The following is a 26,974-nucleotide window of genomic DNA, read 5'->3' as shown; positions in this document are numbered from 1 at the left end:
TACACAGTTAGTTTGAGCTTGGCTCTGCGGTGTACTTATCCATAATGATGGCGCAGGCGGCATCACCCGTGATGTTGAGCGCGGTGCGGATCATGTCAAACACTCGGTCGAGGGCGAATAACAGTGGTAAACCATCAATCGGAATCCCTGCGGCCAGTAGTACAGCGACCACTAAAAATGACGGACCGGGGACACCCGCTTGGCCAATGGCGCCTAAGGTAGAGGTAAAGATAATCGCGGCATAGGCGGTCATCGACAGATCGATGTTGTACATTTGCGCGAAAAACATAGCGACTAAACCATAGTAAATCGCGTTGCCGCTCATATTGATGGTGGCACCTAGAGGCAGCACAAAGGCGGTGGTTGCCTTAGACACCTTAAGATCTTCTTCGCAGGTTTCCATATTCACCGGCAGCGTGGCCATAGACGATGCCGTCGACAGTGCCATCACCTGAGGTTTTTTCATCGCCGAAATAAATTGGCGTGCCGATACCTTAGAAAACAGCTGTACCACTAAGGGGAAGAACACAAAACCGTAGATCAGAATCGCGGCCACAAACACGGCAAACAGCTTAAACACGACTTCTAAGGCATCGAAACCGAAGGTGCCGACGGAATCGGCCATCAAACCAAATACCCCAATGGGCGCAATCACCATCACACAGTTGATCATCCACACAAAGGCGTCGACGACGGTATTTAACGCCGCCATGATGGGCTTGGCGCCATCGCCTTTGACCTTGGTCAGTGCGATACCGAAAAATATACTAAACACCAGAATTTGAAGGATATTTCCGCCAGTCAATGATTCGAACACATTGGTTGGGATCATGCCAATGAAGGTATCCATTACTCCTGGCAGTGCGCCATGTTCGGCGGTGACTTCCATCAGGCCGCTACTGCTATGGGCGGTAAAGTCGACCCCCGCGCCCGGGGTAAACACCTTGCCCATGACTAATGCCAGAGCCACGGCAATCCCCGAGGTGACAATAAAGAAGCCGAAGGTGCCGACACCAATCTTACCCGCCGAGGGGCTATCGCCTAAGCTGGCGGCGCCGCTGATGATAGACACCAGTACCAGTGGGATCACTAGCATTTTGATTAAATGGATAAAGATGGTACCCAGTGGGGCGAAGATGCTCGCACTTTCGCCCATGGTAAAACCAACCAGTGCGCCAATAATCATGGCAATAACCACTTGCACACCAATGTTGCCTAATAAACTCTTGCTCTTCATTCTTGCGAAACTCCCCAATTACCGCGGCATTTTGTGTCTTAAGACTAGTTATCTATTTACAGGCCTGCCCTCGCTTTTGGCGTAAAAGCGCAGCCCTGACACGTTTTTTGGGCGCTTAAGGTACCACAGTTGCTGTTACGGGGTTTGTGAAACATCACCAACCTTGGTTTGAAAATAACCAAAATCTAAATAACGCGACGACTAAATGAATAATGTTTAAAAATACATGCTGTAAAATAACGTTTATTTAAATTTGATTGGTTTTTTGTCCATCGAATTGATGAATTGTGATTTTGGCTTTGATGGACGCAGATATCCTCTCGTATTCTTGGGGCGAGTTGAGTCGCGAGAACTCCCATCTGTTACTTGTATGCATCTTGGGAGTGGTGAATAGCTTCTATGACTATGCAATTTAGTGGCTCACTCGGTTTTACTATGACAACGCCATTCGAGGACATTATGAATATCAGCTCATTTTTCGGTCAGCCCGAGTCGTTACAGCGCTGGATAAGAAAGTGCATCGAACAACCGGGATTAAGTTATTGGCTGGTTTATCAAGATCTGGAACAAGGTGAATCCCTACAGCTGACCACGCTATTGTTCCCGATAGTGGCTGATATGAGAGACCTATCGGATGCCGAAATCGATGCCTTTGAGGATGGCTTAGGCCGCAGTGACTATGGTTATCTGCTGAACACGGATCAAATAGAGGATGTGATTGATAATCTTAAGCAGCAAAAAGCTCAGCCCAGTGAACAGGAACTGCTTGAAGCTATTATCTTTTACTATGAGCGAGATGCGTTTATCTGCCTCTAATGGGTTCTTTGTGGGGGTCGCGACTTAAGCAGATATAAGCGCCCCCGACGAATCAACGCTGGGGCGCGGGTGGAGTAAGCTTTACTTTGCTAGCGACTTAAAGTGGTTGCGCAGGGTATTGCTGAAGCTGCTGTCGTAGGTAAAGTTGTAGAGTTGTTTATTTTCAGCGGTATCCAATGCTTTGAATAGATCTGCCTCTGTCAGTAAGTTTGCCGTCACTAGATAGTAGTGTGCCTGAATGGTTTTGCTAGTAATCGGGTCCGCCTCAATTTCAGTGATAGTTAGTAGCTTGCCGCCGTTTGGACTAGTGCTAATGTCCCATTCATATTGGTGTTCTGGCTGACCGAAACTATCGAGAATGGTGAATTTATGTGGTGAGTCCTCAATGTAACTCTCGGGGTAAGAGTACGGCCACAATAGCTTCACGATCAAGCTAGAGGAAAGCTCGCTCGCGGTTTCTACACCCGTTTCATAGGTTACGGGATCTTCTTCGCGGCAAATCACGTCGGCCGATTGCTTGATATCGATGCGATATATTTGCGAAGGCCAACTGAGTGACGCCAGTTTGAGGTCGCTCGGGAGGTTTGCCAGCAAATCTTGCCAGTCAGCGGCCGTGTTTTGATACTTATGGAAATTTATTTCGACAGGGACTTCAGTGCCGGCATAAACGGTTTTTAATTGATTGCCTTCAATCACAGGTTCTTTAAGCACATACCCTTGGTCGTTACGCGAGGCATTGATCCATTTTTTCATTGGCTCATTCCAGCATTCGGTAGGGACTTCCTCTCCCGACGTGTTGTCGAAGATCATCACAGCGTCACCTGAAAATACGCCAGTAAGAGTTTGGTCAGCAGTACCATAATCTAAGCTGACAAAGTGGCTGTTGCGAACGGTGGCGATATTGAGCACATGAGATGCGTCGGTTTGATTGAGCATGCTGCTAAACACTGTATCCCAGTCAGTGCTGTTCATCGCCTTGTCGTCAACCAGCGCTTCCATATAACCGAAGGACACTAAGGTGCTCTCCACCTTATTGGTAACGGCAACGGGATTAGTTTGCAGATAAGCCTCAGTGCCAAAACCATACCCTAGGATTAAATTCTCGAAGGCTTCAAATGCGGCGATTAACACTTCGATAGCCGCCAAAATTTCCACTGTGCGCTCATTGGTGAGGTTTAACAGGTAATCGTGTAACAGCAGGGTGTCGAGAAATGTGGGTTGCAGAGTGATTTCGGGCGAAAGACTAAATAAATCGGCTTCGACTTGTTTAAATCCAGTGGCGTATAAGGATTTGAGTTTGGCGCGGAACTCAATCACTTGCTGTGGCGTTAAGTCGGCCTCAATCATCTTGCGATAGCGTGAAAACTCAATATTGGTCAGCGCGTTGATATGACCCGCATGATCGGGCAGGGCAACGATATTCATGCCGCCAGTGGTGGTGTTGGTGTTAGCTGCCGCGGAGCTCATCGCCAATGCTGAGCGTGCAGATGACGCCGCGTTATCAATCCAATTGGCCAACAGGTAATAGTTAGGTTTTTCGGTCTCGCTTTTCCAATCGATTTGATACTTACCGTCAGTGCCCGTAGTGGTGCTCGGTTCACCCTCTGAGCAGCTTAAGTCTTGGTTGAGATCGACGCACACGTTGGCCCCGGCGATAGCGCCGATATAAGTGACCTGACCCGTGACTTTATGTGCGTATTCTGTGGGTGGCGTCGGCTCTGGCGTCGTGGTGGTGTCATCTTTATCGTCTGAGCCAGAACATGCCGTCAGCAAACTGGTGGCGATTAGCAAAGAGAGCAGTTTAGGTTTAAACATCTTGTGTCCTTACATTAATTCGGCAATTTCCATTGCACTAAGTTAGCGTGGAGTCATCTGATAACGTCGAGTATTCAACGTGTTGCAGTATTATTCATGGCCAAGCCAAATAGCATGAGCCTAGGTGACTAAGAAGGGCGAGAGTATCGGTCTGAGTGGATAAAAATCGACGCCGCTTGTGATAAAACATGCGGCTTGATGTGAAATCCCTTTCACGACAACGTTTGGCATCCTTCCTGTCGTAACACAGCGCAGTAAAATTGCTGTATTAGTAGCGCGTATATTTTCTTTTTTGTTTAAAAATCATACAACTATACAAAAGTATGATAAGGGGCTCTTAGCGGCTTACGTCTGTTAAATACATTTTTAGATTGCACATTCGAGCATTAACAGTGGTATGCCATTAGCTTCTGCTTGTTGCATACGTTCGGCCATTTCTGTTGGGCTAAGTCCTGGATGAATAGGGATCAGCTTTTCCGATGTCAATAGAGGCTTGAGTTGATTGCAATCAACGGTGTTATCAATACTAATTGTCTGGGCGTTAAGGGAGAGTAAGCTTGACCAATTGTTAGAATTCACTTGGCTGATTAGCAAACTATCTAGCTGTAGGTTTTTCGAATTAAAATCAGTAACCTTCATATTGTTCAACATAAGTGTTTTAAGATTATTGTTGTTCAGATTAGAAAGTGAAGTGAGCGTGCCACCTTTTAAGCTAAGGGTGTCAAGATGGCTAAAGTCGTTGAGGTCGTCCAATATCACCATATCGGTGGGATTAAACTGACAATTCAGCAAGTTGAGTTCTTGGCTTTGTTGAATCGCGAGCAGTTTCGCCTGTTGTTGAATACAGTCACCCAGTGGCTTGTTGCTAAATTTTAGGGCTGAAATGGGCTGTGAAATCTCACTTGTGGCCTCTGTTTGAGGCCCATCAAAGGTGCCAAAATCTTGCTCTGGTTTTTCTTGGATAAGCTCAGGCTCGTCTATCTCACTGAATTGGGAAATACCTTCAGTATCATTCTCTGACATATATTCGGGTGTAGTAGGCGGAATCACTCCCTGTTTGGCTGCAAATGTACTGATAAAGGCATTAGCTATTGCATCTCCTTTCTCGCCGCTGAGCCCCTCGACCAAGGCTGGTGAATCATCGCCTAAAACACAGATACGAAATCGATGAAATAGACTCGTTAGGGTATTGACCCGTGCCTGGCTGATATTCATGTCCATTAACGCTGGGAAGGCATCGCCTAGATTTTGGATATTAGAGTAAGTGTTAAGCCTATCTGCATAGGCAGTTAGTTCTTTGATTTGCGAGTTAAAATCAGCCATTAGCTGCGGTTGATGGCATTGGCTTGTATGCGAAACTTGCTGCTGTAATTCTTTAAAATACTTAAGGTATTCATCCGCTAATGTGAGTTGTTGCTTTGCTTTAATCGCCAGACGTTGAGGTATACCTTCCTTTAAAACGGCAACTGCATCGCCTTGGTGACGCTCTAGCGCATCGTCAATTTTGTCCTCTGGCGCGGTTTCCCCTAATACAATTGCTTGCTTTAGCAGTGGTGCTGTTTTGCTGTCAAAAGTTGCCAATGCCAGATCTCTATCCTGTGCTGCACCCGCAGGAAAGCTACTCCAGACAAGTAAGCCATATAGGACGATTAAAGAGAAAAACCTGTGGAAGTGGGCAGAAGGCATAATAAACTTCCTTGTGATGAAAACGAATTTTAGCCAACAGATTGGCTAGCGAGACTGACAGGTATAATGGCTGACGTTTTTCGTTAGCCATTTTTGCGTCTAGAGTCCATCTCCTCAATCACGCTAAAGTATTAACTTGTGTTAGGTACCGTTTGGTTAAAACGGGAGATTATCTTCGAAATACCATTTACCAGCAGCTTCAAACAGAACGCAGTTCACGCTTCCTTTTTGTTTTCTGCCATCAGGTCTCACAAAGTAAAAGTTATAATGCAAATCTGCCATGTTTGTCATATCGGGATATTGCCCTATGTTATCTTTACTTGGGTCTCGAAAACTGGATTCTTGCTCGGAGAATACGATTTTATCTAATGGAATTTGACCGAACATTTCATTTTTATAACCATTGATGCTAAGCATGGCCATCTTCTTCGCTAACTTACCCTCATTCCATGTCTGTAACATGGGATGAAACTCTTTAATCATGTCATCCATTTTGTTATCGCGAATATCCTGCATCATTTTGTCACAGCGGGGTTTAAGCTCGGCAATTAATTCAGCAGGTAACTCTGAACCAGTGGCGTACATGGGGAATATCGCTGCAAGCCCTAGCAGTAGAGATATAGGTTTACCAAGTTTAAATAGGCAGAGTTTCTGTAATTTCATATGAGTTCCAATATCAAGAGTGTTATGCCACAGGGTTGAGACCCGTATTGCTGACTTATATTTCGTAAGAAATACGCTATTTCTTCTCTGTTTGTCATCGCTGTGCTGTTACAAACAGGGGGAGGTATTTCTGTCATTGAGAATAATCGCATCGCGTTACTGCATCAGCTTGCGAGTGCGTCATGGTTCTAATGGGTATCTCATTATTTCTGGTAGTTATCTCGCTATAACGTATTGAGTAATTTGTTCACTGCATCGCCTGCCGCCGCGACCCTCTGAAAAAAAGGCGGTTTATTAAACGTTTCGGGCTGTGTGATATGGCTACGAATATACTCTTCGAGTTGCTTAACTTCGGGTAGGGATTGGGTTTGTACAAAGAGTGATTGATAGTCAGGGATGAACGTTGTGCTTTTAATGCCGCTAAATTGCCAAGCACGTGATACCGCTGTAGTTGCATAATCAACAGTGATTTCAGACTGACCATGATAGACGGCATTAAGTATTTGTTGATCGCCTAAGAATACCAATATTTGGTCGTACCCTCTGTTGGAGACTGGTAGTAGCAACTCTTTTTGAACACTAAAAAAGAGAGGATCTTCATTATCACTGCCCATTGATAGCGCTGATAAGGTCGACGCGTTGAGAGATACATCAGAGGCTATTTTTAGTAACACTGAGCTACCTACTTGTACATTAAGGGTATTGCTCTTGCCGTAGGTATTTTTGACATATAATTCTCCCGAAACAGCGCTATTGGGAATATCAAAAATTAATTCACTTGGGTTGATTGAGCGCGGCGCAATTTCCTGTCCAAGGAAAACCACTTTAGTCTGTTCATTAAAGCGGCTGCCTCTCAGTAATATTTCACTGCCTGGTTTAGTACGGAGAGTTGTTTGCTCGAGTATTATGGGGATATTTTCATTACGATAAAGGATATCAATGCCATTGGCGCTGATTAGATTTGAGGCAACAAAATACATTTGGGTTGCGTCCTCTGGCAAAATGAAATCCACACTTGCATCTTGATTGACTTTGACTGGCATATTAATTGGTTCACCAGACTTACGGGCAAATACAAGTAAACCGTCACTCAGGCCATCACCCAATATTCGATGTTTTTTATTCGCAATTAAAACGTCTTTTATTGGAGTCTGTCCATCATGTAGATAATAGATAGTTCTAATTTCTTTATAATTTTCAGAAGGGTAGGCCGCAGATCTTACTCGTGAATGAGGTTCTATATCATTGACATCTAAAATAAGATCATCGTCGTCATCGAGATCGATGAAATCAGCCAGTGCATCGCCATCAAAATTGAGCGGAGATTGACTATTCTTACCTACTTCCATGGCATCCAATACCGAGTTTCCATCGGCATCAAGGTCAGCAAACGCTGCTAATCCGTCATTATCTAAGTCAGTCGCACCCTCCAAGCCATCTTTTATTCCATCTGCATCAGTATCATCATCGAGCCAGTTGGGTAAGCCATCTCCATCGACGTCATGCAGCATCAGATTGTCAGATTTTAATACATAGAACTCTTCCCCGTCATAAATACCATCATTATCAGTATCCTGAGAATAAGCTTCAAAACCGAAGGCAGGTTCTATTGCGTCATCAATGGCATCTACGTCATTATCAAAAAATGCCGCTATCTTGTAGTTAAAATCAGGCCTGCCGCGGAAAAGTTTGTCATTGATTACCAGATAATAAACGCCTGATGTCCTCGGTTTTACTTGGATTGCGCGCTTATATTTTCCGACAGGCTGATAGTTTGGTGCCCATGCAAGGATAGCTAGTCCCTCGCTATCTAACACTGCCATACCTGGTGAGAAATCATGACTTGGGGAAGATAATAAAAACGTGACTGATTTGCCTGCCTCTAGTTTTATCTGGTAAAAATCGAGATCATTGACTTGTTGCACAACCCCATAAATACGCGATGGGACTTGTTGGACATGATTTGCAACATCTTGATTATTATTGAACTCTTCTTCAGTAACTAAGGCGTACTGACTTTTATATTTATCAAACGGATAATCATCCAATTCATCTGGCACCCCATCACCATCTTCATCTTTATTTTCCCATGTGCCATGGTGTTCTGTGGGCGTGACAGTTGTTGCTTGTGTAAATAGCGGCAGGGCTAGAAAGGTGATTAAGGATAGCGCAAGGGCAGAGTGAGGTAGTCGCAAAATAAACATCCTTGTGATGAAGCGGCTCTTGGCGAAGAGAGTGATTAAGTGATTGACATCAATGTCAGTCTGTCGTTTTTTTAGTCAGTTATTTTTGCGTCTAGAGTCCATCATCACAATCACGCTAAAGTATTAACTTCACAACTAGAATAAGCCATTGTTCAACAATGCTTATTATCTTGCCAAATCCCAGCCTAAGTTGGTGTGCATAACGCTAAATAGCGTAACTTTATAGTAGAGTCATTCGTCGATTTGGTTTCTGTTAAATCTACAGAAAATACTCTTTAAACAGCAAGCCTGTTACCGCCACTAAGGCGACTAAGGGAAAAGCGACGAATATGCTGCGGGCGACAATGGTTAATGAATGTCGACGCTTTTGCAGCGTGATTGGATAGTCGAAGTAGACCAGCAGGTAAAGCAGAGGCTTAATCGGAAAGTAGAGGCTCTTTAAGCTGATTGATTTGTCCGATTGCAGCGTGATGATTAGCTCACAGACATCATAGGTGGTGCGCAGGTCGCGCGTGCTGGGCCAAAATCGAACGCAGATTTGCTTTATGTCTTGTCGCTGAATTTCTATCGGGCCAGCTTTGGTCTCGATAAGATGACTGCCGGGGATATTGAGTCGTTTGGCGTTAATCTGACAGACATGCTCTTTCACCCGACCATAAATGCTATCGATGAATAGCTTTTTGAGCATCAGACTACCCAAGATGGTGCCTATACTCAGCGCCAACCAGATTTCAGGGGGCATGAGTTGGGGATTGATAAAGGGTAAGATGGCCAATGCCAGCGGCCCAATGAAAAAGAGCATCTCTAAAGGCAAGGGAAGTGGGTAGAGTAGCCTTGATGACTTAAGGCGAATGTCACTGTCACTAGTGAGTTGATTTTTCCCTTTGAAATCGGTGGTGCCAAACCAGGGGGTGTCGTCAAGGGTTAGCTTTTCCATGCTTTTCAGGTTCCTTTTAAATTGAGTGAGCTAGTGATTGCCGCTATTTGAGCAGATTTAATCATGTACCATTTCCATCAGCATCTCGATCTAAAAAATTTGGAATGGTGTCATTATCTAAATCATTACTTCCCTCAAATTTATCGCTAAACCCATCGCCATCAGAGTCAGAATCCAACCAATTTGGAATAGAGTCATTATCAATATCTATACTTTTATTAATAGTGCCGAAGATAAACTCGAGTCCATCTAAAATTTTATCCTTGTCCATATCATTTTCTAGCAGGTCAGAACCCACTGCTCGTTCTTTCATATCATCAAATGAATCAACATCAGTATCGTTAAAAAATACAATTTCGTAGGAAAGATCTGGCCAACCTGAAAAGTTTTCATCAATTAAACTTAATTGATATGTACCCGGGTCATATATTGGAAAGTTTACTACGTAGATATTCGGTTTTGTGTATTGATATAAAAAGATGTCATTCATAACAAGGCCATCTTCATTTGAAATATACACTTGTGGTTTAAATCGAGCTGATGACGTTTTGAAGACAGCTGTGTATTGTTTAAGCTCGGTTGTTACAAACTTAAACAGATCTCCTTTGTCCAATTCAGAGCTTATAACCCCTCGTACTATGGCCCCTTGATCTATTTCGATTGGTGTGGCCACTGATGGGTTGTCATTCGGTTCCTGCTCTATAAATACTGGATATTTATTTCTGCTTGAATCAAACGGATAATCATCCAATTCATCTGGCACCCCATCACCATCTTCATCTTTATTTTCCCAAGTGCCATGATGTTCTTTGGGCGTGACGGTTGTTGCTTGTGTAAATAGCGGCAGGGCTAGAAAAGTGATTAAGGATAGAGTAAGGGCAGAGTGGGGTAGTCGCAAAATAAACATCCTTGTGATGAAGCGGCTCTTGGCGAAGAGAGTGATTAAGTGATTGACAACTAGACCTGTTTACCAGTTTGTTCGTCAGCCATTTTTGCGTCTAGAGTCCATCTCCTCAATCACGCTAAAGTATTAACTTGTTTTAGATTGGGTTGGATGAGTCTCGGATAAATTGCGTTAACCAACTGTGGATCGCAAAGTTATGCTTATCAGGTAGTTTATAGGCTAATTTTACAGCACCCTTTTTCGTCAATAGATAGGTAACATTTGTTACCTGTGAGACGCCCCAGACATCGGCAAGCTTAAAGTGTTTGGTCCTGCAGCCCTTCTTGCTGATGGTTAACATGTCATTCTCGACCGTTAACAGACAAGCACCTCTGATGAATGCCACAAACCCAAGGCTTAAAGCTATCAAGCAGGCTGACAAGGCATATTGGTAGAAAGGTGGGATATAGACTTGACGAAACATTTCTTCTTGGAAGTGCAGCATCCAGATACCCAGCAGTGCTACAGATAAAATGGGGATGTTGATCATCCAGATGACCAATGGATGTCCTTTAACACTGAGTTGCGCAACTCCAGTCTGCCGTACTAGGCCATCCTGTGGCAGAGGTGTGGGCTTACCTTTCTCCATGAGTCCTGCTGGAGTGAATTTGTGTCTGTTATTACCTATTAGCAAGGCGATGTTCGTATCAAAATGGGCTTCAAAAAACGCAATTGTTTTGAGTAGGTCGGAAAAGGTCGCAATTGTGAGTGTTAGTTTTGGATGGCTGAAGAAGGTCAGAGAATAGCTATGTCTGACATGTTCGCTGGGATCTAGGAAATGCGCAAATTCGCCAGAGATTAAGCCCGATATTTCAATCAAGGATAGTTGCTCATTGAGAATGTGCTTACTGCCAAAGACAACGCCAAACCAAGATTGGGTTTGTACTAGATCTTTGCTCTTGGCGCTTATCACGACCTTGTTAAACCGGAACACAGGCAAAAATGCCGCAGCGCCAAACAGGCACATCGCCACAGGCCATTCACCGCTCTCCTGCCATTCACCGACCGCCAGCGTCATCAACATAAGACCGAAAAAGACAAAGAATATGCTTACCAAGATCCCAGCCATGCCTCGAGTATTTGTTAAAATAAGTGAGTCATCCGTGTGTTTACTTATGCTATAGCTCATGTTGGCAGGGGTCCAATCGTGTGTTGTGATATTTGCTTTGGGTAATATGTTACATTGTCATCCATTACCCTTGGTTGTCAGTGGATAATTGGGTCGGTTATTCCTATGTCTGTCGTAAGTCAAAGGCGCCCATGGGACGCCTTCTTGCGGTAAGGGTCAGGGATGCTGACCCAGGTACCAACGACCATTCTCGTGCTGTTTAAAATAGCAGCGACTTCGTCTATCTCCTTTGACGCCTCGCCCCTGATATTTCAGTTTTATGGATCGGGTTGCTTTACCTTTATATTCTCCCTGTTCCATCGGGCCTACTTCCAATATCTGATAGCTTGGCTCGGTCAGTCCCTTGAACTTCTTCTCGAAAGATCGGGCAATACCTTTGCGGATATCCGCCTCATATTCTGCCGCTTCAGGCGGCAGCAGTTTGAGGTAGAGGGTGACCTCGTTATGAATGAAACCCTCGCGCATATAGCTCTCACATAGGGTGGTGAGATTGGCCTCGCTCGCATCGGCCGTGCCTTGAAATAATCCATCGCTCCGTGGGGCTGACATTGCGCCCTCAGTCGCTGTTGCAGCCGATGAAGTCATCAAGGTGAGAATGGATAATACGAGTGTAAATATGGCAACGGGAAAAAAACGTGGCATACATATCCTTATGATTTAAAGCATTAAACATCAATGTTATAGCGGAATGTTGTCCCGCTATTTTTCCCTTAAGCTGCCGTCATCACAATAGCACCTAAGTATTAACCCAAATGCCGAATCAGACATTTATAGCTTTATCTGCGGGCTTAAGGTCAATGCCAGTGGGCTGCAATCATGACTAGATTGAATAACGATGTGATGACCGCCAAGGCGATAACCAAAATAACCAGCCGTTCCCTTGGGGGCGGCTGCTCGATAAGCTCCACTGAATAATCAAAAAATATTGCCAGATAGAGCAAGCTTCTATGGGGGTAGGCCATACCGGAAAGCTGGTAATGCTTGCCGTTGTGCAAGTGAATCGTCACACCATGGACCCGATTGCGCTTTTGCATTTCACTGAAATAACTAACCCAATGGAAAGTGATTTTTTCAATCTCAACTCTAGGTATAGTGCTGTTGCCGCCGCAGATATGTTGGGGCAACCTGATACAGTGGCGATTGAAAATTAACTGTGTATTAGCGTCGAGATCTGCCTTATTGATGGACAGCTGACGCCACACCCAGCGCTTGCGCCAGCTCAAATATGTCAGCAACCAAATCAGTGTAATGCCTCCGGCCGCAATCAATACGGCAACAGAACCGACACGGCTCAGTACAAGTCCCAGAAGGAGAACGGGAATGGCAGAGGACAATAATAACAGCTCCTGCCTGAGTGGCAGTGCCGTAAACCCAAGTGAAACCGGCAACCTGAATTCATCTTCCTGACGGATCCTGAAATACTTGCTTTTAAAGCTGATATCAAACCATTTGAGGTCATTGAGCATGTACTTCAATGAGTTCATCCCTGCTGTTCCTTCCTCTTGTGTAACTTATATCGCCAGCCGTGAAACGGCATTTGATGGTATGACAATCTGAGATCATCAATGGAAAAGGGGGCGCAAGCCCCTTTTCCATTTGTCGATATCGCCATCCAAGCTCTGATATCCTCGACTATCAGAGTCTCAGCTCTCTAAAATACCAGTTCTCACCGATCCGTAAGAACTTGCAGCTGGTTGAGTGGCCACTACCGCGCTGATTATATATTTGAAATAAAACTTTTTTTCCTTCCACGGCACCAAGACGTTCCTTTTCAATCTTGGCCGGCTCCACAGGGTCTATTCCGCTAATAATCGTGCTAGCCGGCTTTCCCTGATAGGTACCCATGTACTCTTGATGTCTTGCGGACAACTCATTTTTTAACACCTTCTCGCCAAAAATACCCAGCCAAGGTTCAGGAAATGCCGCTACATAGGCATCAAAATCTTCATCTCTATATATGTCTAACATTCCCATACAACGTTGTACTAAAGGCTCTTGGCTGAAATTCTGTGTCGGGGCTGAGGCATTGGCGAAACCAGACGTAAGCAATAAAAACAGCGTCAATAATCTATTATTCATGTTGTAACATCCTTGCTTGATTCGTTGTGGCATTGACATAGGCACAATTTGTAATTTTGGGATTTGCCCCTTTAACTACTTTTATCCTGTAAGACTTAATCATTTCAATAAAGTCAGGATCTGATGCCGCCATCTTACTAATTGATGGCATCAACAAGATGTTCGAGAGTGCCAGTCTCTCAGCATTAATTACGACAGACTTTTCCTCCCTGAAAATAGCAACAGTGGAAGTAGGAATATAATCATTTGAATTTTTAATATACAGTTCATTATAGCTGATGTTATTTTTATTTATATCTAAATCCACACCATTTTGTGTTAAGCGAAAATAACTTTTTTCATTGTTGTTTTTACATATATCTCTGAAGAACCAATTATTTTTTCAATGTTATCTGATTTAAGGGTAACAGTTTCCTCGATGTCAAAATAAATCTTATTACTGATTAGTTGCAGCGACTCTACGTATAGAAAGCCAGAAACTGCATTCGCAGGGACTGTTATTGTTGCCTCACCATTAACAATCGAATCAGGAGAAACGACTATATCCCCAAAATGCACTGTCATGCCTGGCTGTAGGTTTCTTCCAAAGATCTTTATAATGTCTCCAGCTTTCAGAGAAGAATCCTTCAAATCTTTTATAACTGGAGTTAGAGGAGATGAAACAGTGAAATATCTAGAGTTGCTTTTAACACTGCCACTAGCTAAATAGTATTCATATTCAGCTTCATCAAGAATATTGTCAGGTAAATAAAATGAGAATCCACTTTCTGCGACATCAGATAGTTTAATGTTATAAAGTTTTGAATGACCTTTTATTACCAAGAATGAATCTGAAACAGGAATATTTTGGCCTTGAATATATACTCTTTCCCCAGGGAAAGCTCTATCAGTCATTGTCACCCCAAGCTTGTCATCAAATCTTAAAGCAAAAACCTGGAATTGTTCAGTTAATGATAGTTTTGAGAGCCTCTCAATATCATTTATATCAAGCAAGCCATCTGAATCATCATCAAGATCCAAAAAGTCGTAGATACCATCACCATCAGAATCTAATGGATTAGCTATATCCACAGCTTCTTCGCTATCAGCTATGGCATTTCCATCCGAATCTGTATCAGCGAATGCACCTACACCATCTAGATCTAAATCTGTAAGTTTTTCTAACTTATCAGGTAATCCATCATTGTCAGAGTCACTATCAAGCCAATTGGGAATATTGTCATTATCCAAGTCAAGTTGTAATGCACCAAAGGCTTGAACATAGACTTCGTTACCATCGTAAACCCCATCTCCATCACTGTCGGGGTTAGATGCATCCATAGCTAATGCGTTTTCAAGCTCAGCAGGTAAACCATCATAATCAGTATCAATGAATGCTTTTACTGAGTATGTAGCATTGGCTCCCCCAGCAAGATTTTGTTCCGCTACAGCAACGTAATAAACCCCAGTCCTTTCAAATGATACAGTTGCTATCGCACCGATCTTTCCGATTGCCTCTGTATTGTTTTTTATTTCGAATATTGCTCGCCCAGTTTCATCCAATATACTGATTGTTGGCTTATAACTGAAATCATTCATAAATAAAACAAAAGTGACGGGAAGAGCAGCATTCACCTGAGATTGATCAATTTGGAATCGATAAACATCCCCATCTCCCCTTTCTTCTAAGACACCCTGCAATTTGAAAGGAAATGAATCTGAAACCACAGTGGCTACCGATGGATTGTCGTTGAATGAGGATTCAGTAGTCGTGCTGTAACTTTGCTTTTTAGCATCAAACGGATAATCATCCAATTCATCTGGTACCCCATCACTATCTTCATCTTTATTTTCCCAAGTGCCATGGTGTTCTGTGGGCGTTACAGTTGTTGCTTGTGTAAATAGCGGCAGGGCTAAAAGGGCGATTAAGGATAGGATCCGAGCTGTGTGGGAAGATGGCAAAATAAACGTCCTTGTGATGAAGCGGCTCTTGGCGAAGAGAGTGATTAAGTGATTGACATCAATGTCAGTGTCATTCTGTCGTTTTTTTAGTCAGCTATTTTTGCCTGTACAACCCATCGCCTCAATCACGCTAAAGTATTAACTTGTTTGATATTTGTTATTGCGCAATCCGTTTAGTGTTACTTTTCGCAGCAGTATTTCTATGGAGAGTAAATATAGATGCGTGTTTCTAAGCGGAGTTATTTAGTGGGGTTATTGGCTATGTCGACGAGCCTAATGCCTTTGTCGTTAATGGCGGCGAATGAGGGGTTATTTACGCCTTTTCCTACGGCGAAATTAAAGGATGAATTGACGCGCCATTATGCCGAATATCCCTTTATTATCAGCGCGGGTGAACAAAGGTCTGACTATCGTTTTAAGCCCATCTTCGGTCAGGTCCATCAGCAAAAATACAAATTAGCGCCCGAATATAGCCCTGCGCATATTCTCGACAATTACCGTGAGCAGATTAAAAAGCTTGGTGGCGAAGTCCTATTCGAGTGTCTGCTTGAGGCCTGTGGTGATTCTCGCCTATTGGAAGAGCAAATTGCGCTGTTGGATGGCGTTATTGGTGTTGAAAGTGGTTACTTGTTTGCTCGAGTGAAGAATGAGCAAAAAGAGTTTTATACCGCCATACAAGCCGCAAATCTGAAGAGTTCTGCGGGTATTCATATTACGACGCTCGAGGTGATCCCCGAGCCGCTAGATTTAGTCACGGTTAATGCCGCATTTTTACAGCAGGCGCCTAAGCAAATCGAGTTTAAAGATAATCAAAAGAAGGATAAGAACGGCGCCGAGGATCATCCGCTTATCAGCCGCCTACAGGGAAGCTATATCCAGGACTTTAAACGCCAAGGCTTTGCCAGCACAGTATTTGTGTCTTCAATGGATGCAAGCAATAAGCCTGTGCTGGTGGAGCGTGCGGGTAAGTTGACTCAAAATGGCTATTCAATACCAAAGGAATATTCGGGTTACGAGGTGTTCACTAACTACAAGGTGGCATTGACTAAACTCGGATTCGAGACGCAATTTGAGTGTCAGGGAAAGGCCTGTGGTAGGGAGGATAGGTTTATCAAAGCCATCGATTCTCTAGTGAACATTGGTAACGAAGACAGCCAGTTTTATGCTTGGTATACCTTAACGCGCCCCGAGGGGAATGTGCATGTGAGCACTTATACTCTTGGTTATATTGATGGCTTATGGACCGACTTGCGGGTGTTAGAGGAGACTGAGCTTAAGGATGATCGCGTGGGGATCAATCTTGAGGCGCTGACCGACCAAATCGAAGCCAAGGGGCATGTTGCCTTAGAAGGGCTGTTATTTGAGTACGATAGCGACAAGTTGTTGCCCGAGGCGCAGCCCGTTGTCGAGGTGCTTGCGAGTTACTTAAAGGCAAATCCCAAGCGTGCATTTTATGTGGTGGGTCATACCGATGACAAAGGTAATCAAGCCTATAACCAAGGTCTATCCCAGCGCCGCGCGGTGGCGATAGTGAAGTTATTGACCACGAGTCATGGTATTCCAACTCAACAATTGGAAGCCGTAGGGATAGGTGAACATGCTCCCGTTGCTAGTAACAGTGATGAGGCGGGGCAGCAGCAGAATCGCCGTGTCGAGTTAGTATTGAGATCGGATACAAAGTAAGCCCAATTGTTTGATTCAATTGATATAAAAATGGCGTCAGCTCTTGTCGAGTTGGCGCCATTTTTGTTTACCTGTGATAGCTCAGCCGACGTCTCTGCCAAGCGATATTCAGGCTAAGGCTAAGATAGTGCCGGGAAGGAGAGTGAACTGCCAATTCCTAATGGCAGACCTAAGGCCCAGTAAGCGAGTAAGAAACCGCTCCAAAGCAGCAGAAAACTGATTGAAAACGGCAACATCAGCGCCACTAAGGTGCCAATGCCTGATTCCTTAACGTATTTTTGGCAAAACACCACTATCAGCGGAAAGTAAGGCATCAGCGGGGTGATGATATTGGTCGATGAGTCGCCCACGCGGTAAGCGGCTTGAGTCAAATCGGGCGATACGCCCAGCTCCATTAACATCGGCACCATGATGGCACCAATCAAGGCCCATTTGGCCGACGCTGAGCCGACTAATAGATTGACGAACGCGGTGAGAAACACAATCCCCACCAAAGTCACACCCATAGGAAGGGCCAATTCTTTCAACGCCAATGCGCCTTTAATGGCCATTAATGCGCCTAAATTGGATTGACCAAAGGCATAAATAAACTGGGCACAGAAGAAGGCCATGACAATGTAATAACCCATGCCGCTCATGGACTTACTCATGCCCTGAATAATGGCTCTGTGGTTATTCGCCGTGCCCGCAACATAGCCATAGACTATGCCTGGCACGAGGAAGAACACAAAAATAATCGCCACAATGGAGCGCATTAAAGGAGCCGAGGCGCTGGTTAGCGCGCCATCGGTACCCCGCCAGGCAGAGTTGTCACCATAGGCGCTAAACACCAGCCCTAAGGCACATAACAACATGGCGCCCATAGCGAATTTGAGTCCGCGGCGCTCATGGGGTTGCAGTTCATCTAGGGTTGGGAGCGTGCTGGGATCGCCATTCACAGCTGTGTTTTTTAGGCGCGGCTCAATCACTTTATCCGTTAAGAACCAGCCAACTAAGATAATTAAAATGGCAGAAGCCGAAGTAAAAAAGATGTTATTCAGTGGGTTAATCGTTAATGTGGCAGCCGCGGGGTCGGCCGATAATCTTGCCGCTGCCTGAGTTAAGCCCGCTAACATAGGATCAAGGCTCGATGGCACGCCTACGGTTGCAGAAAAACCGCCGGATACGCCAGCGAAAGCGGCGGCAATACCGGCTAGGGGATGACGACCCGCGGCATAGAAGATCACCGCGCCGAGTGGGATAACCAGTACATAACCCGCATCAACCGCGACATGGCTCAGGATACCCACGGCGATCAATACCGGGGTGAGTAACATCTTGGGGGTCACCGATAAAATCGAGCGCAGGCCAGCATTAATAAAACCAGTATGCTCAGCCACGCCAAGCCCCAGCATTGCAACTAGCACGACACCGAGCGGCGGGAAAGTCACAAAGGTGGAGACTATGTTCGAGGTAAATGCAGTCAGTGCGCCGCCTTCGAGCATATTCACGACTTGAATGGGGTTGCCTGTACGAGGGTCGATTTCATCAAAACTGACACCCGATAATCCCCAAGAGATCAGCCAGACTAGGCTCAGAAACATCGCAAATAACACCGCCGGATCGGGCAGTTTATTGCCGACGACTTCGACGCCATTGAGAAATCGCTGGAATCCAGTGACAGGTTTATGGTTTTCCATTTGGGTGCCGCTTCCTAAAAAATGATGATTGTTATCTGTGATTATAAAAACGCAGCATTAATTTAAGCTTGGTTTAACTAATCGATAAGAAATAAAACACATAAAAATCTATTGCAGTGACTTTAGTGCGGCTGGTTCTGAGCCATAAAATCAACAGGCAAATAAAAAGCGCGGATTCATCGCTGACCCCGCGCTTTTTTACTCAACAATGTGTTTGATTACATTATCTAAATGAGTCCGCTAACCACTTATGCCTTTGGGCCAGCGTTACGGATGGCATCTGACACTTGGTACTTAGCGAAGTTCTTAGTGAAGGCTTCGGCCAGTTTTTGGGCGTATTCGGCGTACAGTGCCTTATCGCTCCAAGTGTTCACTGGGTTGAGTAGGTTAGTGTCTACACCGGGTACCGCCACAGGCACGGCCAGATTCAGCGTCTCTAAGTGTACGGTTTCGACGTTTTTCAGCTCACCGCTGACAATCGCATCGACAATGGCGCGGGTCGTTGGGATGTCGAAACGTTTACCAATACCGTGTGGGCCGCCAGTCCAGCCAGTGTTAACTAAGTACACTTGGCTACCGAATGACTCGATACGCTTCATCAGCAGCTCAGCATACACGCCCGCAGGACGTGGGAAGAAAGGTGCGCCGAAGCAAGTAGAGAAGGTTGACTGAATCGCCGAGGTTGAACCGATTTCAGTCGAACCGACTTTAGCGGTGTAACCAGAGAGGAAGTGGTAAGCCGCTTGCTCTTTGCTCAGGATAGACACCGGTGGTAATACGCCAGACACGTCGCAGGTTAAGAACACTACTGCGTGCGGCTCGGCGCCACGGTTGTCTTCTTTACGCTGAGCGATATGCTCGAGTGGGTAAGCTGCACGGGTGTTTTCCGTCAGGCTGCTGTCTTTGTAGTTAGGCACGCGGTGCTCGTCCATGACCACGTTTTCCAGCACAGTACCGAAGCGAATTGCATCCCAAATCACTGGCTCGTTCTTTTGGCTCAGGTCGATACACTTGGCGTAGCAGCCGCCTTCGATGTTGAATACGCCGCCAGGTGCCCAGCCGTGCTCATCGTCACCGATCAAGAAGCGTTTTGGATCGGCAGACAGGGTGGTTTTACCCGTGCCTGACAGACCGAAGAATAGGGTAGTGTCGCCATCTTTACCTACGTTTGCCGAGCAGTGCATTGGCAATACGCCTTGGGCTGGCAGCAGGAAGTTTTGTACAGAGAACATCGACTTCTTCATTTCGCCAGCGTATTTCAGGCCCGCTAGCAACACTTTGCGCTCGGCAAAGTTTAAGATCACCGCCGCATCTGAATTGGTACCATCACGCTCAGGAACACAGACGAAGTCTGGCGCGTTGATGATTTGCCATACAGGCTTGTCTTGACGGTTAAATTCTTCTGGGATGATAAAAAGGTTGCGGGCGAACAGTTGGTGCCAAGCGTATTGAGTCGTCACACGCACTGGCTGGTAATGTTCTGGGTCTGCACCGACTTCGAGGTCAGATACAAACAACTCTTTATCGGCGAGGAATGCTTCTACACGCGCCCATAATCCTTCAAAAGCTCCGGGTTCAAATGCTTGGTTGACTGGTCCCCATTCGATGTCAGCCGCTGAACTGTCTTCTTTTACAATGAAGCGATCGCCAGGAGAGCGACCTGTGCGGGTACCAGTTTTAGCAACCAGTGCGCCGTTTGCAGTCAATTCACCTTCGCCGCGTAGCAGGGCAAATTCGACCAGTTGTGCTGTTGAGGGGTTGTAGTGAACGCGGTTTAATCCATCCGCCATAATGAGGTCTCCATTGACTTGTATTTGTAAGGTTATTTTTTATCGATCGTCTGCCGATTTTGTTTTTATTTATCGCGCTAGTCGTGCTAGGCGACAAAGTGTGCCGATTGTATCCTATCCGTGGGTAAAGTGTGAGCTGGATCATTGAGGCGGTACAAAAAAGGGCACCCTAAGGTGCCCTTTTAACAGTCAATTTTGACTTACTGCTGGGTATTTGAGCCAGTGCCGTTGGCATAAATGGCTGCGATATCAATGCCATCGAATACGTATTTCGCATTGCAGTATTCACAGCCCATTTCGACCTTACCATCTTCGGCCAGAATGGCTTCGACTTCGGCTTGATCAATTGTTTTGATCGCGGCTGCGCTGCGCTCACGTGAGCAAGTGCATTTAAAGCTGACTTCGATAGGATCGAATAGACGCACTTCTTCTTGGTGATATAGGCGGTGCAAGATGTCCTGCGCATCTAAGGTGAATAACTCTTCTGCCTTGATGGTTGCGGTCAGCTGACACAAATGCTCGAAGTCGGCATTGTGGTCTTCTTGGCTTGGTAAAACTTGCAGGAACATACCCGCAGCTTGTTTACCGTCGGCAAATAACCACAGTGCAGTAGGTAATTGCTCTGACTGGTTAAAGTAGTCTTCAACACAGGCGGCTAAGGTTGGTTTGTCGAGGGCGACCACGCCTTGGTAACGCTCACCTTCATCTGGTGTCAGGGTGATAACCATATAACCTTGGCCAAACAGATCGGCAAGGCTGGCATCGTCGGCTAACTCACCTTCCCAGCGCGCAATACCGCGTAATTGCTGCTGGTTATTGCCATTGATCACCGCCAGTGATACTGGGCCGTTACCCTGCAGCTGCACGCTGATATCGCCACTGAATTTTAAAGTGGCGGTCAACAGCGACGTTGCCGCCAGCAATTCACCCAGTAGGATTTGCAACACGGGTGGGTAAGCGTGTGAGCCAATCACCTGTTGATAGCTGTCTTGTAACTGTACGAGTTCACCACGCACATCGGCATTGTCGAACAGGTAGCGGTTTAAAATATCTTGTATCATCTTGTATCTCACTGTTAGGTAACTTTTACGTAATTCTTAGCATTCTTTAAAACGGATAAGTTGGCGTCGTTGCTTTTTATCCGGTTTATGGTCGGGCGCAGGATTATTGAGAATATTCAATCGTCTTGCTTCGGCGTTTACCGCACGCTTGGCCACACTAGCAGCCGTTTCTTCGTACAATTCCTGCGCAATCGTCGCGCTTTGACGCATTTCAGATAATTTTTTTATGACGATCTCTTTATCGTCATATCCCTGTCGTATCTTAAGGACGGCACCTATCTCGGCATTCTTACTAGATTTGGTGCGAGCACCGTTGTAATGTACTTTGCCGCCGTTGATCATTTCTTTGGCAATGGCACGGGTTTTATAAAAACGTGCGGCCCATAACCACTTATCGAGTCGAACGCTGCCACTGTCGCCTGAACTTTGCGTCATAGTGTCTCCAAGATAAAAGCTCGATGAGCTCACATGCTGAGCAATAAAATGCCTAAGTCGCATTGCGATGATGTTAAAGGGTGGTGCGCTTCACACCCTTTTGAGGCGGGCAAAGTTAGCATAAATGGCCAATTTTCGCCAATTGCAATACTGTTATGGGCTTGTTGCCAAATGCGGCCTAGGTTAGCATGTGGCGAACATTATAAATTTTATAATCAGAACAGAGACCTGTATTGAGGGTCCACATAAATATGGATTTATTAGATAAAGTTATCGCTAAAGCTGCAGGTATTCCGCATAAGCCATTGAGTCAGGTTGTTTTCTGGTTTGGTTTTATTCTGAGTTTACTCTTAGCCGCGCAAATTACATGGAAACTCGTACCTAGTACCTCATCCCCAACGGCTTGGTCGCCAACGGCTGTCACGACGACGGGCAAAGGCGCTGGGCAAGTTGATCTTGCGGGATTACAGCAGCTTGCACTGTTTGGTAGGGCCGATGCCAAATCGGATAAACCCAAAGTGGAAGTGGTTGAGACTGTGACCGATGCGCCTAAAACTTCCCTCTCTATTCAATTAACGGGTGTGGTGGCTTCAACCGCCGATCAAAAAGGCCTCGCGATTATCGAGTCCAGCGGTAGCCAAGAAACCTACAGCCTAGGCGATAAGATCAAAGGCACTTCGGCGTCGTTAAAAGAAGTCTATGCCGACCGGATTATCATCACCAACGCGGGCCGTTACGAGACCTTAATGCTCGATGGTCTGGTTTACACCAGCCAAAGCCCCGCGAATCAGCAATTACAAAAGGCTAAGAGTGAAAAGGCCGAAGTGGTTAGCCGCGTTGATCAACGCAAAAATACTGAAATTTCCCAAGAGCTGGCCGAATCCCGCAGTGAACTCTTAGCCGATCCCAGCAAAATTACCGATTACATTGCAATTTCTCCCGTTAGACAGGGCGAAAGCGTCGTGGGCTACCGTTTAAACCCGGGTAAAGATGTGAACCTTTTTAAGCAAGCGGGCTTTAAACCCAATGACCTTGCTAAATCGATTAATGGATACGACCTGACTGTGATGAGTCAGGCGTTAGAAATGATGAGCCAATTACCTGAATTAACTGAAGTTTCCATCATGGTTGAGCGGGAAGGACAATTGGTTGAAATCATGTTTAGTTTGCCGCAATAACACGCGTTAGAGGAAAGTAAAATAATGAATAACAAACGGATTCGACGCAAACTGATTGCTGGAGTTGTGGCTGGCGCCACTATGCTGACCTCGCAATTTGTTTGGTCTGAACAATATGCGGCCAACTTTAAAGGCACTGATATCCAAGAATTTATCAACATTGTTGGTAAAAACCTGAATAAAACCATCATTGTTGACCCGACCATTCGCGGCAAGATCAACGTGCGCAGTTATGATCTACTCAACGATGAGCAGTATTACCAATTCTTCCTTAACGTGTTGCAAGTGTACGGTTATGCCATCGTCGAGATGGAAAACAACGTCATCAAGGTCATTAAAGACAAAGATGCGAAAACCGCGGCGATTCGTGTTGCTAACGACAACGACCCTGGTTTAGGTGATGAAATGGTCACCCGCATCGTGGCGCTGTATAACACCGAAGCCAAACAGTTAGCGCCGTTGTTACGTCAGCTAAACGATAACGCCGGTGGCGGTAACGTAGTGAACTACGACCCATCGAACGTACTGATGCTGTCAGGCCGCGCCGCTGTAGTTAACAAGTTAGTTGAAATCGTTCGCCGTGTAGATAAACAGGGCGATACCTCGGTACAAGTGGTGCCGCTCGAATACGCCTCAGCCGGTGAAATGGTGCGAATTATCGATACCCTTTACCGCGCGACAGCTAACCAAGCGCAGCTCCCTGGCCAAGCACCTAAGGTTGTTGCCGATGAGCGCATTAACGCCGTCGTGGTCAGTGGTGATGAAAAGAGCCGCCAACGCGTGGTTGAGCTAATCCATCGCCTCGATGCCGAGCAGGCCAGCACGGGCAACACTAAGGTACGTTATTTACGTTACGCCAAGGCTGAAGACTTGGTTGAAGTGCTGACCGGATTTGCGCAAAAGCTTGAGGGCGAGAAAGATCCAAGCGCCCAAGCTGGCGGTAAACGTCGTAATGAAATCAATATTATGGCCCACACTGATACTAACGCCTTAGTGATCAGCGCCGAGCCAGATCAAATGCGCACTATCGAGAGCGTGATTAACCAACTCGATATTCGCCGCGCCCAAGTATTAGTTGAAGCCATTATCGTGGAAGTTGCCGAAGGCGATAACGTCGGCTTTGGGGTGCAGTGGGCATCTAAAGCTGGTGGTGGTACTCAGTTCAATAACTTAGGCCCAACCATTGGCGAGATTGGTGCCGGTATTTGGCAGGCCCAAGATAAAGAAGGAACTTATATCACCAACCCAAGCACGGGTGAGGTAGTAGGTAAAAACCCTGATACCCAAGGCGACGTGACTTTATTGGCCCAAGCCTTAGGTAAAGTGAACGGTATGGCCTGGGGCGTGGCCATGGGTGACTTTGGCGCCCTAATACAAGCAGTGTCGGCCGATACCAACTCGAACGTTCTAGCAACGCCTTCGATTACGACTCTAGATAACCAAGAGGCCTCGTTTATCGTCGGTGATGAAGTGCCGATTCTGACCGGTTCTACCGCCAGCTCAAACAACAGTAACCCATTCCAAACCGTTGAACGTAAAGAGGTTGGGGTAAAGTTAAAAGTGGTGCCTCAGATCAACGAAGGCAACGCGGTTAAGCTCGCCATTGAGCAAGAAGTTTCAGGTGTAAACGGTAACACGGGTGTGGATATCTCCTTCGCGACTCGCCGTTTAACCACCACTGTGATGGCCGACTCAGGGCAAATCGTGGTACTCGGTGGTTTGATTAACGAAGAAGTTCAAGAAAGTGTCCAGAAAGTGCCATTCCTCGGTGATATTCCGGTGCTCGGACACTTATTCAAGTCTTCTTCCAGTAAGAAGACCAAAAAGAACCTGATGATCTTCATCAAGCCCACCATTATCCGTGATGGTGTGACTATGGAAGGTATCGCAGGCCGTAAATACAACTATTTCAGAGCATTGCAACTTGAGCAGCAAGAACGCGGCGTGAACCTGATGCCAAATACTCAAGTGCCAATTCTGGAAGAATGGAATCAATCTGAATACCTGCCGCCCGAAGTGAACGACATTTTAGATCGTTACAAAGAAGGCAAAGGGTTAGATACCCAGATGCGTAAAACGGACTCGACCCTCAAGTCGCTGGATGAAAACAAGAACAAAGACAAAACACAATGAGTGAAATACAAGTAACCCAAGTCGAGGATTTAAGCCTAGTTTCTAACAAACTAGGGCTTGAAGCCGAAGGTGATGAGGTATTTCGCTCCAGCAGCAAAGAGCGTTTACCCTTTGCCTTTGCCCATCGCCATGAGGTGATTTTAGCCTATGGCGATGATGGCGCCTTGAACCTGTTTTATACCGCGAAAACCCCATTAGCGGCGATGCTCGAAGCACGCCGCTACTCGGGCGCGGATTTGCCGCTGGTCTTGCTCGAGCCGGGCAAGTTTGAGGCGAAATTAACCCAGGCCTATCAAGCCAACTCCTCCGAAGCGCAGCAGCTGATGGAAGATATTGGCAACGAGATGGATTTATTCACCCTCGCCGAAGAGCTGCCGCAAACCGAAGATCTGCTCGAAGGCGATGATGATGCGCCTATTATCAAGCTGATTAACGCCTTGTTATCTGAAGCGATTAAAGAAGAAGCCTCGGATATCCATATCGAAACCTACGAGAAGCAGTTGGTCGTGCGTTTCCGTATCGACGGTGTGCTGAAGGAAGTGCTTAAGCCGAATCGTAAGCTGTCATCCCTGTTGGTGTCGCGGATTAAGGTCATGGCGCGTCTCGATATCGCCGAGAAACGTGTACCACAGGACGGCCGTATTTCGCTGCGGATTGCGGGTCGTGCGGTGGACGTGCGGGTATCGACCATGCCATCGAGCCATGGCGAGCGTGTGGTGCTGCGTCTGTTAGATAAAAACGCCGGCAATTTGGACTTAAAACAACTAGGGATGACCGACAGTATCCGTGCCCAGTTCGATGAGATTATCCGTCGTCCACACGGCATTATTCTGGTGACAGGCCCTACGGGTTCGGGTAAGAGTACCACGCTGTACGCGGGTCTTACCGAGATTAACTCTAAAGATACCAATATCTTAACTGTTGAAGACCCGATCGAATACGAGTTAGAAGGTATTGGCCAAACTCAAGTAAACACTAAGGCGGACATGACCTTCGCCCGTGGTCTGCGTGCGATTCTGCGTCAAGACCCGGATGTGGTGATGATCGGGGAAATCCGTGACCTAGAAACCGCCCAAATTGCGGTGCAGGCCTCTTTGACCGGTCACTTAGTGATTTCAACCCTGCATACCAACACGGCCTCTGGTGCGATTACCCGTTTGCAGGACATGGGCGTAGAGCCTTTCTTAGTCTCATCGAGTTTGCTCGGGGTCTTAGCCCAGCGCTTAATTCGTACTCTCTGTCCAAAATGTAAGACAGAGCATGTGCCCGATGAGCGTGAGCGTGAGCTGCTGGGAATGGCGGCAGACGATCATCGCCATATTTACCGCGCCAATGGCTGTAAGGCCTGTGGTAGCAGTGGCTACCGTGGTCGTACGGGTATCCATGAGCTATTGCTGGTCGATGATAATGTGCGCGAGCTGATCCACGGTGGACGTGGCGAACTGGCGATTGAGAAATATATCCGCCAGTCGGTACCAAGCATTCGCCACGATGGCATGAGCAAGGTGCTCTCAGGTATCACCACTCTGGAAGAAGTTCTGAGGGTGACCCGCGAGGAGTAAGCT

Annotated in this window: 22 protein-coding genes; 5 read left to right on the top strand and 17 right to left on the bottom strand. The window is 46.0% G+C overall.

All coding sequences use genetic code 11. The features are described from left to right. Positions 1–7: 7 nt before the first annotated feature. The gene (locus tag L2713_RS17125; protein WP_089066670.1) at positions 8–1,237 is read right to left on the bottom strand and encodes a dicarboxylate/amino acid:cation symporter; all 1,230 of its coding nucleotides are present in this window, start codon (positions 1,235–1,237) and stop codon (positions 8–10) included. A gap of 459 nt (positions 1,238–1,696) precedes the next feature. On the opposite strand from L2713_RS17125, the gene L2713_RS17120 reads away from it, so the two are divergent. Further along, the gene (locus L2713_RS17120; RefSeq protein ID WP_346347598.1) at positions 1,697–2,053 is read left to right on the top strand and encodes a DUF7716 domain-containing protein; all 357 of its coding nucleotides are present in this window, start codon (positions 1,697–1,699) and stop codon (positions 2,051–2,053) included. An 81-nt stretch (positions 2,054–2,134) separates the two neighbouring features. On the opposite strand, the gene L2713_RS17115 is transcribed toward L2713_RS17120, so the two are convergent. The 12 genes from L2713_RS17115 to L2713_RS17060 form a co-directional block, all read right to left on the bottom strand. Next, entirely contained in the window at positions 2,135–3,868 is a 1,734-nt protein-coding gene (locus L2713_RS17115; protein WP_248968695.1) for a hypothetical protein, read from the bottom strand. A gap of 366 nt (positions 3,869–4,234) precedes the next feature. Continuing rightward, positions 4,235–5,554 (bottom strand): hypothetical protein, encoded by a 1,320-nt coding sequence (locus tag L2713_RS17110; protein WP_248968694.1) that lies wholly within the window; start codon positions 5,552–5,554, stop codon positions 4,235–4,237. A 156-nt stretch (positions 5,555–5,710) separates the two neighbouring features. Continuing rightward, positions 5,711–6,217 (bottom strand): hypothetical protein, encoded by a 507-nt coding sequence (locus tag L2713_RS17105; RefSeq protein ID WP_109286610.1) that lies wholly within the window; start codon positions 6,215–6,217, stop codon positions 5,711–5,713. A gap of 224 nt (positions 6,218–6,441) precedes the next feature. Beyond that, a complete protein-coding gene (locus L2713_RS17100) occupies positions 6,442–8,412 on the bottom strand; it encodes a hypothetical protein (protein ID WP_248968693.1) in 1,971 nt (656 codons plus the stop codon). A gap of 268 nt (positions 8,413–8,680) precedes the next feature. Beyond that, entirely contained in the window at positions 8,681–9,358 is a 678-nt protein-coding gene (locus L2713_RS17095; protein ID WP_248968692.1) for a hypothetical protein, read from the bottom strand. Between the two features lie 61 nt (positions 9,359–9,419). Then, positions 9,420–10,256 (bottom strand): hypothetical protein, encoded by an 837-nt coding sequence (locus L2713_RS17090; RefSeq protein WP_248968691.1) that lies wholly within the window; start codon positions 10,254–10,256, stop codon positions 9,420–9,422. Positions 10,257–10,398: 142 nt separating this feature from the next. Further along, a complete protein-coding gene (locus L2713_RS17085) occupies positions 10,399–11,430 on the bottom strand; it encodes a hypothetical protein (protein ID WP_248968690.1) in 1,032 nt (343 codons plus the stop codon). 156 nt (positions 11,431–11,586) lie between these two features. Further along, entirely contained in the window at positions 11,587–12,072 is a 486-nt protein-coding gene (locus L2713_RS17080; RefSeq protein WP_248968689.1) for a hypothetical protein, read from the bottom strand. A gap of 152 nt (positions 12,073–12,224) precedes the next feature. Further along, complete coding sequence (locus L2713_RS17075; RefSeq protein ID WP_248968688.1) at positions 12,225–12,914, bottom strand: hypothetical protein; 690 nt, start codon at positions 12,912–12,914, stop codon at positions 12,225–12,227. Between the two features lie 151 nt (positions 12,915–13,065). Beyond that, entirely contained in the window at positions 13,066–13,509 is a 444-nt protein-coding gene (locus tag L2713_RS17070) for a hypothetical protein (protein ID WP_248968686.1), read from the bottom strand. Next, complete coding sequence (locus L2713_RS17065; protein ID WP_248968685.1) at positions 13,502–13,816, bottom strand: hypothetical protein; 315 nt, start codon at positions 13,814–13,816, stop codon at positions 13,502–13,504. Before L2713_RS17065 ends, L2713_RS17070 begins: the two co-directional genes overlap by 8 nt. 11 nt (positions 13,817–13,827) lie before the next feature. Continuing rightward, positions 13,828–15,450: a hypothetical protein gene (locus tag L2713_RS17060; RefSeq protein ID WP_248968684.1), complete on the bottom strand. Its 1,623-nt coding sequence runs from the start codon at positions 15,448–15,450 to the stop codon at positions 13,828–13,830. Between the two features lie 219 nt (positions 15,451–15,669). On the opposite strand from L2713_RS17060, the gene L2713_RS17055 reads away from it, so the two are divergent. Beyond that, the gene (locus L2713_RS17055; protein ID WP_248968683.1) at positions 15,670–17,133 is read left to right on the top strand and encodes an OmpA family protein; all 1,464 of its coding nucleotides are present in this window, start codon (positions 15,670–15,672) and stop codon (positions 17,131–17,133) included. A gap of 119 nt (positions 17,134–17,252) precedes the next feature. Here L2713_RS17055 and L2713_RS17050 read toward each other — a convergent pair whose 3' ends face one another. The 4 genes from L2713_RS17050 to hslR form a co-directional block, all read right to left on the bottom strand. Then, positions 17,253–18,812 carry an AbgT family transporter gene (locus tag L2713_RS17050; RefSeq protein ID WP_248968682.1) on the bottom strand — a complete coding sequence of 520 codons (1,560 nt, stop codon included), beginning with the start codon at positions 18,810–18,812 and terminating at the stop codon, positions 17,253–17,255. Between the two features lie 248 nt (positions 18,813–19,060). After that, complete coding sequence (locus tag L2713_RS17045) at positions 19,061–20,602, bottom strand: phosphoenolpyruvate carboxykinase (protein ID WP_011715419.1); 1,542 nt, start codon at positions 20,600–20,602, stop codon at positions 19,061–19,063. 200 nt (positions 20,603–20,802) lie between these two features. Further along, positions 20,803–21,663, bottom strand: a complete 861-nt coding sequence (hslO, locus tag L2713_RS17040; protein WP_011715420.1) for an Hsp33 family molecular chaperone HslO — start codon at positions 21,661–21,663, stop codon at positions 20,803–20,805. 36 nt (positions 21,664–21,699) lie between these two features. After that, entirely contained in the window at positions 21,700–22,098 is a 399-nt protein-coding gene (gene hslR, locus L2713_RS17035) for a ribosome-associated heat shock protein Hsp15 (RefSeq protein ID WP_011715421.1), read from the bottom strand. Positions 22,099–22,349: 251 nt separating this feature from the next. Here hslR and gspC point away from each other — a divergent pair, with 251 nt between their 5' ends. From gspC to gspE, 3 genes are read left to right on the top strand one after another with little or no spacing between them, the layout of a single operon-like run. Beyond that, positions 22,350–23,276 (top strand): type II secretion system protein GspC, encoded by a 927-nt coding sequence (gene gspC / locus L2713_RS17030; protein ID WP_011715422.1) that lies wholly within the window; start codon positions 22,350–22,352, stop codon positions 23,274–23,276. A gap of 24 nt (positions 23,277–23,300) precedes the next feature. Beyond that, positions 23,301–25,409: a type II secretion system secretin GspD gene (gene gspD, locus L2713_RS17025; protein WP_248968681.1), complete on the top strand. Its 2,109-nt coding sequence runs from the start codon at positions 23,301–23,303 to the stop codon at positions 25,407–25,409. Beyond that, a complete protein-coding gene (gspE, locus tag L2713_RS17020; RefSeq protein WP_248968680.1) occupies positions 25,406–26,971 on the top strand; it encodes a type II secretion system ATPase GspE in 1,566 nt (521 codons plus the stop codon). The genes gspD and gspE overlap by 4 nt, the downstream gene beginning before the upstream one ends. The last annotated feature ends 3 nt before the right edge of the window (positions 26,972–26,974 follow it).

The sequence above is a fragment of the Shewanella seohaensis genome (genome assembly GCF_023283775.1).
Lineage (GTDB): Bacteria > Pseudomonadota > Gammaproteobacteria > Enterobacterales > Shewanellaceae > Shewanella > Shewanella seohaensis.
The sequence above is the reverse complement of the archived record's forward strand: the minus strand, read 5'-3'. Positions and strand labels throughout refer to the sequence as shown.

Bases quoted from the DNA above. Each gene is read 5' to 3' on its own strand.
- L2713_RS17125 (WP_089066670.1), bottom strand. From the start codon at position 1,237: ATGAAGAGCAAGAGTTTATTAGGCAACATTGGTGTGCAAGTGGTTATT.
- L2713_RS17120 (WP_346347598.1), top strand. From the start codon at position 1,697: ATGAATATCAGCTCATTTTTCGGTCAGCCCGAGTCGTTACAGCGCTGG.
- L2713_RS17115 (WP_248968695.1), bottom strand. From the start codon at position 3,868: ATGTTTAAACCTAAACTGCTCTCTTTGCTAATCGCCACCAGTTTGCTG.
- L2713_RS17110 (WP_248968694.1), bottom strand. From the start codon at position 5,554: ATGCCTTCTGCCCACTTCCACAGGTTTTTCTCTTTAATCGTCCTATAT.
- L2713_RS17105 (WP_109286610.1), bottom strand. From the start codon at position 6,217: ATGAAATTACAGAAACTCTGCCTATTTAAACTTGGTAAACCTATATCT.
- L2713_RS17095 (WP_248968692.1), bottom strand. From the start codon at position 9,358: ATGGAAAAGCTAACCCTTGACGACACCCCCTGGTTTGGCACCACCGAT.
- L2713_RS17085 (WP_248968690.1), bottom strand. From the start codon at position 11,430: ATGAGCTATAGCATAAGTAAACACACGGATGACTCACTTATTTTAACA.
- L2713_RS17080 (WP_248968689.1), bottom strand. From the start codon at position 12,072: ATGCCACGTTTTTTTCCCGTTGCCATATTTACACTCGTATTATCCATT.
- L2713_RS17075 (WP_248968688.1), bottom strand. From the start codon at position 12,914: ATGAACTCATTGAAGTACATGCTCAATGACCTCAAATGGTTTGATATC.
- L2713_RS17070 (WP_248968686.1), bottom strand. From the start codon at position 13,509: ATGAATAATAGATTATTGACGCTGTTTTTATTGCTTACGTCTGGTTTC.
- L2713_RS17055 (WP_248968683.1), top strand. From the start codon at position 15,670: ATGCGTGTTTCTAAGCGGAGTTATTTAGTGGGGTTATTGGCTATGTCG.
- L2713_RS17050 (WP_248968682.1), bottom strand. From the start codon at position 18,812: ATGGAAAACCATAAACCTGTCACTGGATTCCAGCGATTTCTCAATGGC.
- L2713_RS17045 (WP_011715419.1), bottom strand. From the start codon at position 20,602: ATGGCGGATGGATTAAACCGCGTTCACTACAACCCCTCAACAGCACAA.
- hslO (WP_011715420.1), bottom strand. From the start codon at position 21,663: ATGATACAAGATATTTTAAACCGCTACCTGTTCGACAATGCCGATGTG.
- hslR (WP_011715421.1), bottom strand. From the start codon at position 22,098: ATGACGCAAAGTTCAGGCGACAGTGGCAGCGTTCGACTCGATAAGTGG.
- gspC (WP_011715422.1), top strand. From the start codon at position 22,350: ATGGATTTATTAGATAAAGTTATCGCTAAAGCTGCAGGTATTCCGCAT.
- gspD (WP_248968681.1), top strand. From the start codon at position 23,301: ATGAATAACAAACGGATTCGACGCAAACTGATTGCTGGAGTTGTGGCT.
- gspE (WP_248968680.1), top strand. From the start codon at position 25,406: ATGAGTGAAATACAAGTAACCCAAGTCGAGGATTTAAGCCTAGTTTCT.